Genomic DNA, 12,428 nt, shown 5'->3' with positions numbered 1-12,428 from the left:
TGCGTGACGCGTCCCCGTTTATTCGGGGCCGGGTGGACTTACCACCCGAGGCGCTTCAGCCCTTCGGCGGTGGCTTCGCCGTCCGGACGGATGAAGAGCGCGCCGCGCGGGTCCATGAAGACCTGGTAACGGGCCCCGTCGAACAGAGGCATGTAGGCGCCGCTGCCAAATTGGACATCGACAAAGGGGAACCAGTTCGGAAAACTTTTCTTCAGGGATCCCAGGTCCGGCGCGGGCCAGTCGTCCAGCGGATGCACCGAGCGCGTGGCCGTGGCTTCGCGGGCGGCATCGCTGTAGCGGCCCGACAGGCGCTCCAGCCGGTACAGCGGCGGCACGCCGGCCATCAGCGCCGGCAGTTTCCAGCGCACGACCCGGGCGTCGATCTGCCACTGGTCGCCGTACAGCACATATTGCTTGTCGCCGATGCCCGGGGCGTTGGCATTGACCTGGAACTGGCCCTCGGCCTGTTGGCGGATGTCGATGCGGGCGACCGGCTGGTCGGTGGTCAGGCGAACGAACTGCACCAGCGACAGCGCGAGCAGGCCCGATACGCATCCCAGGCATACCAGCAGCAGGCCGCACGCGCGGCGCACTGGCCGGAACTGGAACATACGGCGTCCGCGTTCATCACGGGGGCCGCCCCGGCCCAGCAGCATGACGATGCCGGGCAAGAGGACGATGACGGCGCCCAGCAGGATCCAGGCGAAGGGAGCAATTCCGTTGATCAAATCAGGCGTTCCTATTCAAGCCGCCGCGTAGTACAGCGCGGCGGGCGCAGGAAGCCGCCACCCGCCGCGGCAGGCTCCCCAGTATAGAAGCGCGTCTTCAGGCGCCCGGTTTTCCAAGCCGCTCGACGTGAAACCGGATGTGATCCTCGATGAACGTCGAGATGAAGTAATAGCCGTGGTCGTAGCCGGCCTGGCGGCGCAGGGTGAGCGGCTGTCCGGCGGCGGCGCAGGCAGCCTCGAATACCTCGGGATACAACTGCTCGGCCAGGAATTGGTCGGCGTCGCCCTGGTCGATGAGGATGCCGCCGGGGAAGGGCTGCTGCAGCCCGCGCATCAGGGCGGATGCATCGTACGCCGCCCAGTCCTCGACTTGCGCGCCCAGATAGGCGCCGAACGCCTTCTTGCCCCAGGGGCATTGGCTGGGCGCCGCGATCGGCGCAAACGCCGACACCGAACGGAATTTGCCGGGATTGCGCAGCGCCAGCACCAGCGCGCCGTGGCCGCCCATGGAGTGACCGAAGATGCCGGCCCGCGATGCATCGCCCGGCAGTGCGCCGCCAGTGACGATGCCGTGCAGCTCCTGGGTGATGTAGCTGTACATGCGGTAGTGGTCGCGCCACGCGGGCGTGGTGGCGTCGACATAAAAACCAGCGCCGGTGCCCAGGTCCCAGCTTTCGTCCTCGCCGGGCACGCCGGCGCCGCGCGGGCTGGTGTCGGGCGCCACCAGCATGACGCCCAGTTCCGCTGCCAGCCGCTGCGCGCCCGCCTTGATCATGAACGTTTCTTCGGTGCAGGTCAGGCCCGCCAGGTAGAACAGCACCGGCACCGGGCCGTGCTCCGCCTGCGGCGGCACATAGACCGAAAAACGCATGGGCAGGCCGATCTCGGTGGAGTCGTGGCGGTAGTAGCGCTGCGTGCCGCCGAAGCACCGATGCTGCGAGATGAGTTCGAGGGACGCGGCCATTGACTTGCTCCGGTAGAAAGAGGGGGGAAAGCAGAGAGGGATTAAACGTTGGCGGATTAGGGGAATCCACGGTGCGACGTTCCGTCGCCGAATGTTAACCTGCCCCTCAATGAGCGCTAGCCACAAAAAAATACGATTCCGCACTCAGATTGTGGTCACGGGACTTGACCAGCGCCCACCGTGGCACTATTTATATACCGTGAGTGAAGACAACCCGTTCTTCCTGATACGCAAGCCCTGACACTATGGCCCGTCTGCCCCGTTTGTATGCCCCTGGGCTGCCCCAACTGGTGCAGGCCAACTTTATTCAGCCGTTGGCGGCGCCCTCGCAACCCGCGCCCGCCGACATCCTGAATCAGCTCGCCACGTGGCTGGGCGAGTCGGCCCAGCGGCACCGCGTATCGGTGCACGGCTGGCTCCTCGCCAACGACCGCATCCTGCTGCTTGCTACGCCGGCCGACGAAGAAGGCCTGCCTCGGCTGATGCAGACGCTGGGCCGCAATCTTGCGGCGCGGCTGCGCGGCGGGCGGGTGTTCGCCGGCCGATACCGATCGGCGTTGCTGGAACCCGGCGCGTGGGTGCTGCCCTCGCTGGTCTGGCTGGAAACGTATCCGGTTCGCAGCGGGGCGTCGCAGGATCCCGATTCGTGGCCTTGGTCGTCCGCGTCCAGCCATACCGGCAACACCAGTGCCGCGCCAGCCCAATGGCAGTCCGATCACGCCGACTACTGGGCTTGCGGCAACACGCCGTTCGACCGGCAGGCCAATTACCGCAAGCGGCTGCAAGACGGGCTGTCGCGCGAGGAAACCCAGCGCATCGACCAGGCGGTCTCTGGCCAGTGGGCGCTGGGCGGCCCGAGCTTCATCGCCAGCCTTGCCCACACCGCCAGCCGGCGCGTGGCCCCCGGCCAGCGTGGCCGGCCGCGCAAGAAGCCCGCCGCGGCGCCCGCGGACAACGAGTCCAGCCCGCCGACGCCATCGACCTCTACGCCGCCGGTCAACAACTCCTGATCCTTCCAACCCGCCATCACGGCGGGTTTTGTTTGCCCGCCTTTGGTGTGTCCGTGCCGCTTTGCAGCAGAAGGTTTCGGCGGGCCGGGGTCACTTGCGCGCCATCGTGCGAGGCGCGCGTGCCCTGATTCACGTCATCGCAGAATGCGCGCGTCAGTACCGTGCGATTTCGCCACACTTGATGTTGATTCCGGACATAAAAAACGCCCTTTTAAATAGGGACGCATAACGGCAATTTGCACCATTTTGAGCCCTCGGATCATCTCGACGATCGAGCCGCTCCAAAGACAGCCAATAACGGCGCGGCTGTTGTTATGTCCCCATATTCATGCACTATGACAGAGCGCTAATTTAATTAGGGTCATACCCTCTTTGTTTCTGTTGCGCCCTACTGGCGTCGGGGGTATTGTCCGACTCCTGCACTGCAACATTAGACGCAGGCCCACTGCGGAGCGCGCCATGCCCCAAATTACCAAGACCGAATCCTGTCCCACCTCCAAGGCAGTTGCCATTGATGCGACCCGCATCGGCCTGCCTTCGGCCCAGGGCCTGTACAACCCCAAGAACGAACATGATGCCTGCGGCGTCGGCTTCGTTGCCCACATCAAGGGCAAGAAAAGCCACGCGATCATTCAGCAGGGTCTGAAGATTCTTGAGAACCTGGACCACCGCGGCGCGGTCGGCGCAGACAAGCTCATGGGCGATGGCGCGGGCATCCTGATCCAGATCCCCGACACGCTGTACCGCGACGAACTCAGCCAGCAAGGCATCATCCTGCCCCCGCCCGGCGAGTACGGCGTGGCCATGGTATTCCTGCCCAAGGAAACGGCCTCGCGTCTGGCCTGCGAACAGGAACTGGAGCGCTCGGTGCGCGCCGAGGGCCAGGTTGTCCTGGGTTGGCGCGACGTGCCGGTGGATGTCGACATGCCGATGTCGCCCACCGTGCGCGACTGCGAACCCGTGATCCGCCAGCTGTTCATCGGCCGTGGCGCCGACGTGATGGTGCCGGACGCGCTGGAACGCAAGCTGTACGTCATCCGCAAGACCGCCAGCCACGCCATCCAGAACATGCACCTGGCGCACGGCAAGGAATACTTCGTGCCCTCGGCCTCGGTGCGCACCGTGGTCTACAAGGGCCTGCTGCTGGCCGATCAGGTCGGCCGCTACTACCGCGACCTGGCCGACACCCGCACGGTGTCCGCGCTGGCGCTGGTTCACCAGCGTTTCTCGACCAACACGTTCCCCGCCTGGCCGCTGGCCCACCCGTACCGCATGATCGCCCACAACGGCGAAATCAACACGGTCAAGGGCAACTTCAACTGGCTGCGCGCCCGCGAAGGCATGATGCAGTCGGCCGTGCTGGGCGACGACCTGAAGAAGCTGTACCCGATCGTCTATGAAGGCCAGTCGGACACCGCGACGTTCGACAACTGCCTGGAACTGCTGGTGAATTCGGGCTACTCGCTGGCCCACGCCATGATGATGATGATCCCGGAAGCCTGGGAACAGCACACGCAGATGGACGAAAGCCGCCGCGCTTTCTACGAGTACCACGCCGCCATGATGGAGCCGTGGGACGGCCCGGCCGCGGTCGCGTTCACCGATGGCCGCCAGATCGGCGCCACGCTGGACCGCAACGGCCTGCGTCCCGCCCGCTACCTGGTCACCGATGACGACATGGTCATCCTGGCTTCTGAAGCCGGCACCCTGTCGATTCCCGAAAACCGCATCGTCAAGAAGTGGCGCCTGCAGCCGGGCAAGATGTTCCTGATCGACCTGGAACAAGGCCGCATCATCGACGACGCCGAGATCAAGCTGCAACTGGCCAACAGCCGTCCGTACCGCCAGTGGATCGAACGCCTGCAGATCAAGCTGGAATCGCTGCCCGCGCCGCGTCAGGTGGCCGTGGCCACGCAATCGGCCGTGTCGCTGCTGGACCGCCAGCAGGCGTTTGGCTGGACCCAGGAAGACTACAAGTTCATCCTGGAACCCATGGCCGCGAGCGGCGAGGAAGTCATCGGCTCGATGGGCAACGATGCCCCGCTGGCCGTGCTGTCGGACCGCGCCAAGCCGTTCTACAACTATTTCCGCCAGTTGTTCGCGCAGGTCACGAACCCGCCGATCGACCCGATCCGCGAACAGCTCGTGATGTCGCTGGTGTCCTTTATCGGTCCCAAGCCGAACCTGCTGGACATCAACAACGTCAACCCGCCGCTGCGCCTGGAAGTGTCTCAGCCGGTGCTGGACTTCGCCGCCATGGCGCAGATCCGCGACATCGACCAGGTCACGGGCAAGAAATTCCGCAGCTTCGAGCTGGACATCACGTATCCCGCCGCCTGGGGTCCCGAGGGCATCGAAGCCCGCGTGGCGGCCCTGTGCGCGCGCGCCGTCGACGCGGTGCGCAGCGGCTACAACATCCTGATCGTGTCGGACCGCCTGGTCGACAGCGAGCGCGTGGCCATCCCCGCGCTGCTGGCCACGTCCGCCGTGCACCAGCACCTGATCCGCGCCGGCCTGCGCACCAACACGGGGCTCGTCGTCGAAACCGGTTCGGCCCGCGAAGTGCACCACTTCGCGCTTCTGGGCGGCTACGGCGCCGAAGCCATTCACCCGTACCTGGCGCTCGAATCGCTGGGCAAGATGAATGACCCCGAAAAGGCCGTGAAGAACTACATCAAGGCGCTGGGCAAGGGCCTGAACAAGGTCATGTCCAAGATGGGCATTTCCACGTACATGTCCTACACCGGCGCGCAGATCTTCGAAGCCGTCGGCCTGCAGAGCGCCCTGGTGAACAAGTACTTCACCGGCACCGCCTCCAACATCGAAGGCATCGGCATCTTCCAGGTCGCAGAGGAAGCGCTGCGCCAGCACCGCGCCGCCTTCAGCGCCGACCCCGTGCTTGCCAACGACCTGGACGCCGGCGGCGAATACGCCTATCGCGTCCGCGGCGAAGAGCACATGTGGACGCCGGATTCGATCGCCAAGCTGCAACACGCTTCGCGCGCCAACAACTACCGCACGTACAAGGAGTACGCGCAGATCATCAACGACCAGAGCCGCCGTCACATGACGCTGCGCGGCCTGTTCGAGTTCCGCTTCGACCCGTCGCGCGCCATTCCGCTGGACGACGTCGAGCCGGCCAAGGAAATCGTCAAGCGATTTGCCACCGGCGCCATGTCGCTGGGCTCGATCTCGACCGAAGCCCACTCGGTGCTGGCCGTTGCCATGAACCGCATCGGCGGCAAGTCCAACACCGGCGAAGGCGGCGAGGACGAACTGCGCTACCGCGCCGAAATGCGCGAAGGCAAGAGCACCATCAAGGACGGCGACACGCTGGCCTCGGTGCTGGGCACGGACCGCATCGAAGCCGACGTCGAACTCAAGAAGGGCGACTCGCTGCGTTCGAAGATCAAGCAGGTGGCGTCGGGCCGTTTCGGCGTGACCGCCGAGTACCTGTCGTCCGCCGACCAGATCCAGATCAAGATGGCGCAGGGCGCCAAGCCCGGCGAAGGCGGCCAGTTGCCCGGCCACAAGGTGTCGGAATACATCGCCAAGCTGCGCTATTCGGTGCCGGGCGTGGGCCTCATCTCGCCCCCGCCGCACCATGACATCTACTCGATCGAAGACCTGGCGCAGCTCATTCACGACCTGAAGAACGTCAATTCCAAGTCCTCGATCTCGGTCAAGCTGGTGTCCGAAGTCGGCGTCGGCACGGTGGCCGCAGGCGTGGCCAAGGCCAAGGCCGACCACGTCGTGATCGCCGGCCATGACGGCGGCACGGGCGCATCGCCGGTGTCGTCCATCAAGCACGTGGGCACGCCCTGGGAACTGGGCCTGGCCGAAACGCAGCAGACGCTGGTGCTGAACCGCCTGCGCAGCCGCATCCGCGTGCAGGCCGACGGCCAGATGAAGACCGGCCGCGACGTCGTCATCGGCGCGCTGCTGGGCGCAGACGAATTCGGCTTCGCGACCGCGCCGCTGGTCGTCGAAGGCTGCATCATGATGCGCAAGTGCCACCTGAACACCTGCCCGGTGGGCGTGGCCACGCAGGATCCCACGCTGCGCAAGAAATTCCAGGGCAAGCCCGAACACGTCGTGAACTTCTTCTTCTTCATCGCCGAGGAAGTCCGCGAAATCATGGCCCAACTGGGCATCCGCAAGTTCGACGACCTGATCGGCCGCGCCGATCTGCTGGACATGCGTTCGGGTGTCGAGCACTGGAAGGCGCAAGGGCTGGACTTCACCCGCGTGTTCCACCAGACGGTGTCCGACGCCGAAGTGCACCAGACCGAAGTGCAGGACCACGGCCTGGCCGGCGCGCTGGATCACCTGCTGATCGAGCGCAGCAAGCCCGCGCTGGAGCGTGGCGAGAAGGTGTCGTTCATCGTGCCGGTGCGCAACCGCAACCGCACGATCGGCGCAATGCTGTCCGGCGCCGTGGCCTCGCGCTACGGCCATGACGGCCTGCCCGACGACACCATCCACATCCAGTGCAACGGCACCGCCGGCCAGAGCTTCGGCGCGTTCCTGGCGCACGGCATCACGATGGACCTGGTGGGCGAAGGCAACGACTACGTGGGCAAGGGTCTGTCCGGCGGCCGCATCATCGTGCGCTCGCCCAACGACTTCCGCGGCTTCGGCCCCGACCATATCATTGCCGGCAATACCGTGCTGTACGGCGCGCTGGCAGGCGAGGCGTTCTTCAACGGCGTGGCGGGCGAGCGTTTCGCCGTGCGCAACTCGGGCGCAGCCACCGTCGTGGAAGGCACCGGCGACCACGGCTGCGAATACATGACCGGCGGCACGGTCGTCGTGCTGGGTTCCACCGGCCGCAACTTCGCGGCAGGCATGTCCGGCGGCGTGGCGTACGTCTGGGATCCGGACCGCACGCTCAAGCACCGCGTGAACCTGTCGATGGTGGAACTGGAATCGGTGGTGCCGCATGCCGAGCAGCAGTCGCTGAACAACATCGACATCTGGCACAGCGCGCAGCGCGGTGGCGAACGCGAGACGGACGAGTCCATCCTGCGCCGCCTGGTGGAAGACCACTTCCGCTACACCGGCAGCTACCGTGCCCGCGAAATCCTGGGCGACTGGGAAGCCTCGCGCGGCAAATTCGTAAAGATCATGCCGACGGATTACCGCCGCGCATTGGGTGAAATGTGGCGTGCAGCCAACCCGCAACAACTGGCTGCGTGAGGGATACCATGGGAAAAATCACTGGATTTATGGAATTTCAGCGTCTGCAGGAGGCCTCCGAGGCCCCGCAGAAGCGGCTGAAGAACTGGCGCGAATTCGTGCTGCACCTGACGGACGATCAGGCCAAGCAGCAAGCGGCGCGCTGCATGGACTGCGGCATCCCATTCTGCAACAACGGCTGCCCGGTCAACAACATCATCCCGGACTGGAATGACCTGGTGTACAAGCAGGACTGGCGCCGCGCGCTGGACGTCCTGCATTCCACCAACAATTTCCCGGAGTTCACGGGCCGCATCTGCCCGGCGCCCTGCGAAGCTGCCTGTACCTTGAACATCAACAGCGACGCTGTCGGCATCAAGTCCATCGAGCACGCGATCATCGACAAGGGCTGGGCCGAAGGCTGGGTGGCGCCGCAAGTGCCGACGCGCAAGACGGGCAAGAAGGTCGCCGTCGTGGGCTCAGGCCCTGCCGGCATGGCGTGCGCGCAGCAACTGGCGCGCGCGGGCCACTCCGTGACCCTGTTCGAAAAGAGCGACCGCATCGGCGGCCTGCTGCGCTACGGCATTCCCGACTTCAAGCTCGAGAAGCACCAGATCGACCGCCGCATCTCGCAGATGGAGGCCGAGGGCGTGGAATTCGCGCCGTCGACCTACGTCGGCGATCCGAAGGATCCCGTGGCCGATGGCCTGACCGTGCGCACGCCGAAATCGCTGATGGCCGAGTTCGACGCCGTCGTGATGAGCGGCGGCTCCGAGACGCCGCGCGACCTGCCGGTTCCGGGCCGCGAGCTCGACGGCGTGTACTTCGCCATGGACTTCCTGCGCCAGCAGAACAAGGCCGTGGCCGGCGACCGCCTCACCAACCAGACGCTGGCCAAGGGCAAGCACGTGGTGGTGATCGGCGGCGGCGACACGGGCTCCGACTGCGTCGGCACCAGCAACCGCCACGGCGCGGCGTCGGTCACGCAGTTCGAACTGATGCCCCAGCCGCCCGAGTCCGAGAACAAGACCATGACGTGGCCGTACTGGCCGCTGAAGATGCGCACGTCGTCCTCGCACGAGGAAGGCTGCGAGCGCGACTGGTCGGTGACCACCAAGCTGCTCAAGGGCGCCAACGGCAAGGTCGAGAAACTGATCGGCGCGCGCGTCGAATGGTTCAAGGACGACGCCACCGGCCAGATGAAGATGCGCGAGGTCGAGGGCTCCGAGTTCGAGATCAAGGCAGACCTGGTGCTGCTGGCGATGGGCTTCGTGTCGCCGGTGCAGAACGTGCTGGACGCGTTCGGCGTGGATCGCGATGGCCGCGGCAACGTGCGCGCCAACACCGACGACTACCGCACCAATGTGGAAAAGGTCTTCACCGCCGGCGACATGCGCCGTGGCCAGTCCCTGGTCGTGTGGGCCATCCGCGAAGGCCGCCAGTGCGCGCGCTCGGTCGATGCCTATCTGATGGGAAGCAGCGAACTGCCGCGTTGATCGCAACACGACCTATATACGCCGCCGGCCGCCTTGCGCGCCGGCGGCGTTTTTTATTTGTCGTTGCGGTTAACCGGCGCTGTTGCGGCATAACCACTTTTCAAATGCGGTCTTTTCACGATTTGACACACGTCAAGAACGGGGACGGGGCGGTCTGAGAACCTGTCGTCTCACCCCACACGGAAAGATCGGAGAAGAAAATGTTTTCGCTGAACGGGCGTATCCGCGCCACCGCCATTGCCGGTTTGATCGCTGCCGGCGCATTTGCCGCCCCCGCCCACGCCCACGAAGCCGGCGACATCCTGTTCCGCGTCGGCGTCACGCAAGTCCGCCCGTCGCAAAACAATGGCACGGTGCTCGACGGCAGCGTCAAGCTGGGTGTGAGCAACAACGTGCGCCCCAGCTTCACCCTGGCCTACATGGCCACCCGCAACATCGGCATCGAACTGCTGGGCGCCTGGCCCTTCCAGCATGACGTCAGCGGCAGCAACCTGGGCAAGATCGGTTCGACCAAGCAACTGCCGCCCACGCTCAGCCTGCAATGGCACATCCTGCCCGACAGCATGATCCAGCCGTACATCGGCGTCGGCATCAACTACACCCACTTCTTCGACACCAAGGGCGAAGGCGCGCTCAAGGGCTCGAATCTGAAGCTGGGCGATTCCTGGGGTGTGGCCGCGCAACTGGGCGCGGACATCAAGATCAACGATCGCTGGTTCATGAACGCCGACATCCGCTACGTCGACATCAAGTCAAAGGTGACGCTGGACGGCGAACGCGTCGGCACCGCGCGCATCGACCCGTGGGTGGCCACGGTGGGCGTTGGCTACCGCTTCTGATCGCTGACCCGACGATGCGCGCGGCGCCGCGCGCATCGCTCAATCCCGCGGCGGCGCAAGCCGGCTGCGCAGGGCCTGCAACGCCGGCGTGTCGTCGTCGGCGCGCCAGATCAGCTGGGTAAGGGCCTGCCCATGGGGCCCGGACAACGCCCCCACGCGCACTGTCTGCTCCGCCCCCAGCACGGCCAGCACCGAGCGCGGCACGATTGCCACGCCGGTCCCGGCAGCCACACACGCCACGATGGCGTGATACGACGCAAACTCCATCACCTTGCCGGGCGCAATGCCTTCCTGGTTCAACCACGACTCCAGGATGCGCCGGTACGAGCAGCCCGCCGCAAAGGCGATGACGCTGCGGTTGCCCAGGTCTTTCGGATTGCCGATCGGATCCCAGGCCAACGGCGAGATCAGCGCCAGCTCCTCCTTGAACGCATCCATTGCCGCCAGGCCTTCCGCGGGGAATGGCTGCGCCACGAAGGCGGCCTCGATCTCGTAGTTGCGCACCATGGCGGCCAATGCGCCCGATGTGCCGGTCACCAGCTCGATCCGCACCTGCGGCCAGGCCGCGTGATAGGCCGCCAGGATGGGCGGCAGGCGGGCGGCGGCCGTGCTTTCCATGGTGCCGATGCGCAGCACGCCCTGCAGGGCGCCTTCCCGGACGGCCGCTTGCGCCTCGTCGGACAGGCGCAGCAGGCGGTCGGCGTACGACAGCAGCACGCGGCCCTGGTCCGACAGCACCAGCCGGCGGTTCTGCCGGCGAAAGAGCGGCGTTCCCAGCGAGGATTCCAACTGCTTCAGGCGCGTCGACACATTGGACTGCACCCGGTTCAGATGCGCGGCGGCGCGCGCCACGCCACCCTGATCCGCCACCGTCTTGAAGATCTGCAGCGCGTCGAGGTCCAAGTTTCTCATTTTGGGAACTCACGTTCTTAATAATTCACTATTCAAGATATTAGTACAGCCGTAGAGTAGGCTCCATGTCAACGCCTGCAAACCCTTCCCCTCATCCCTCGGCTAGCGCCGCCAGCCTGGCCTGGCCCGCAGCGCTTGCGCTGGCAGCGGCCATGGGCATCGGCCGCTTCGCCTTCACGCCCGTCTGGCCGTTGATGGCGCAGGAGTCCGGCCTGTCGCTGGCGCAGGGCGGCTGGATGGCGTCGGCCAACTACGCGGGGTATCTGTTGGGCGCGCTGGCGGCGATCGTCTGGCCCGTGCGCCGGCTGCGCGCCACGCTGGCGGCCAGCCTGGCCGCCGTGGCCGCGCTGACGCTGGCCATGCCGCTGCTGAACAGCGTGGCGGGCTGGTCGGTGCTGCGGCTTGCCGCGGGCTATGCCAGCGCCAGCGCCTTCATCTGCGTGGTCGCATGGCGGCCAGTGCCCGCCGGCGACCCGCGTGAGGCCACGGCTTCGGCGGTGACGTATGCCGGCGTGGGCGCGGGCATTGCACTGACGGGACTGGCCTGTCTGGCCCTGATGGCCTCGCGCGCAAGTGCTGGCGTGACCTGGACCGCGCTGGGCGGCTTGGCGCTGGCGCTGTCCGTGGCGGCGTGGCCCGGACTCAGCCGGCATTCGCCGCCGGTCCGCCGGGCGGCTACCGACGCGCCGCAAGCCCGCCTGCCGCGCGGCATCGCCGCGCTGTCGCTGCACTACGGCGTCTTCGGGGTCGGCTACATCATTCCCGCCACGTTCCTGCCGGCCATGGCCAAGGAGATCTTTCCCGACCCAGCGATCTTCGGCTGGGCGTGGCCGCTTTTCGGCATGGCCGCGGCGCTGTCCTGCCTGCTGGTTCCGCGGCTGGCGCGCGGCCGCGACGACAGACAGGTGTGGCGCGGCGCGCAGGCGCTGATGGCGGCGGGCATGCTGACCGTGGCCCTGTGGCATCACATCGCCGCCGTGATCGTGGCGGCGCTGCTGGTCGGCGGCACCTTCATGGTGATCACGCAGGCGGGCATGCTGACCGCGCGCCGCCTGTCGGGTCCGGCAGCGCCCAGGGCGGCGGCCATCATGACGGCGGCGTTTGCGGCCGGGCAGATTCTGGGGCCGTTGCTGGCCTCGTGGGCCGCGCGCTGGGGCGCAGGCCTGCCGCAGGTGCTGGCGGCCAGCGCGGCGTTGCTGGCGATGTCCGCGTGGGCGCTGGGAAAAGTCACGACAGATGGCAATGGCGCTGGGCATAATGCCATCGGCCCTTCGGGCCAACCACACAGCAATTAGAAAGCA

The 12,428-nt window shown here is 66.2% G+C and carries 8 protein-coding genes; 5 read left to right on the top strand and 3 right to left on the bottom strand.

All coding sequences use genetic code 11. The annotated features are described in order from the left end of the window. Window positions 1–38: 38 nt before the first annotated feature. Together CLM73_RS01005 and fghA are read right to left on the bottom strand one after the other, a co-directional pair. Window positions 39–728, bottom strand: a complete 690-nt coding sequence (locus tag CLM73_RS01005) for a hypothetical protein (RefSeq protein ID WP_105236942.1) — start codon at window positions 726–728, stop codon at window positions 39–41. A 97-nt stretch (window positions 729–825) separates the two neighbouring features. Next, window positions 826–1,692, bottom strand: coding sequence for an S-formylglutathione hydrolase (fghA, locus tag CLM73_RS01000; RefSeq protein ID WP_105236941.1), 867 nt, complete (start codon window positions 1,690–1,692; stop codon window positions 826–828). 245 nt (window positions 1,693–1,937) lie between these two features. On the opposite strand from fghA, the gene CLM73_RS00995 reads away from it, so the two are divergent. The 4 genes from CLM73_RS00995 to CLM73_RS00980 all read left to right on the top strand — a co-directional run bounded on the left by CLM73_RS00995 (window position 1,938) and on the right by CLM73_RS00980 (window position 10,215). After that, window positions 1,938–2,702 (top strand): hypothetical protein, encoded by a 765-nt coding sequence (locus CLM73_RS00995; protein ID WP_105236940.1) that lies wholly within the window; start codon window positions 1,938–1,940, stop codon window positions 2,700–2,702. A gap of 459 nt (window positions 2,703–3,161) precedes the next feature. Beyond that, window positions 3,162–7,901 (top strand): glutamate synthase-related protein, encoded by a 4,740-nt coding sequence (locus CLM73_RS00990; RefSeq protein ID WP_105236939.1) that lies wholly within the window; start codon window positions 3,162–3,164, stop codon window positions 7,899–7,901. Window positions 7,902–7,909: 8 nt separating this feature from the next. Then, window positions 7,910–9,376 (top strand): glutamate synthase subunit beta, encoded by a 1,467-nt coding sequence (locus CLM73_RS00985; RefSeq protein WP_105236938.1) that lies wholly within the window; start codon window positions 7,910–7,912, stop codon window positions 9,374–9,376. A gap of 200 nt (window positions 9,377–9,576) precedes the next feature. After that, window positions 9,577–10,215 carry an OmpW/AlkL family protein gene (locus CLM73_RS00980; protein ID WP_105236937.1) on the top strand — a complete coding sequence of 213 codons (639 nt, stop codon included), beginning with the start codon at window positions 9,577–9,579 and terminating at the stop codon, window positions 10,213–10,215. A gap of 39 nt (window positions 10,216–10,254) precedes the next feature. Here the strand turns inward: CLM73_RS00980 and CLM73_RS00975 are convergent, their stop codons facing one another. After that, window positions 10,255–11,127 (bottom strand): LysR family transcriptional regulator, encoded by an 873-nt coding sequence (locus CLM73_RS00975; protein ID WP_105236936.1) that lies wholly within the window; start codon window positions 11,125–11,127, stop codon window positions 10,255–10,257. A gap of 65 nt (window positions 11,128–11,192) precedes the next feature. On the opposite strand from CLM73_RS00975, the gene CLM73_RS00970 reads away from it, so the two are divergent. Then, a complete protein-coding gene (locus tag CLM73_RS00970; protein WP_105236935.1) occupies window positions 11,193–12,422 on the top strand; it encodes a YbfB/YjiJ family MFS transporter in 1,230 nt (409 codons plus the stop codon). Window positions 12,423–12,428: the final 6 nt, after the last annotated feature.

Source organism: Achromobacter spanius, assembly GCF_002966795.1.
GTDB lineage: Bacteria > Pseudomonadota > Gammaproteobacteria > Burkholderiales > Burkholderiaceae_B > Achromobacter > Achromobacter spanius_D.
Note: the sequence above shows the minus strand (reverse complement) of the source record. Positions and strands in the feature narration are given on the sequence as shown.

Coding starts and splice junctions, on each gene's coding strand:
- fghA (WP_105236941.1), bottom strand. CDS start 1,692: ATGGCCGCGTCCCTCGAACTCATCTCGCAGCATCGGTGCTTCGGCGGC.
- CLM73_RS00995 (WP_105236940.1), top strand. CDS start 1,938: ATGGCCCGTCTGCCCCGTTTGTATGCCCCTGGGCTGCCCCAACTGGTG.
- CLM73_RS00990 (WP_105236939.1), top strand. CDS start 3,162: ATGCCCCAAATTACCAAGACCGAATCCTGTCCCACCTCCAAGGCAGTT.
- CLM73_RS00985 (WP_105236938.1), top strand. CDS start 7,910: ATGGGAAAAATCACTGGATTTATGGAATTTCAGCGTCTGCAGGAGGCC.
- CLM73_RS00980 (WP_105236937.1), top strand. CDS start 9,577: ATGTTTTCGCTGAACGGGCGTATCCGCGCCACCGCCATTGCCGGTTTG.
- CLM73_RS00975 (WP_105236936.1), bottom strand. CDS start 11,127: ATGAGAAACTTGGACCTCGACGCGCTGCAGATCTTCAAGACGGTGGCG.
- CLM73_RS00970 (WP_105236935.1), top strand. CDS start 11,193: ATGTCAACGCCTGCAAACCCTTCCCCTCATCCCTCGGCTAGCGCCGCC.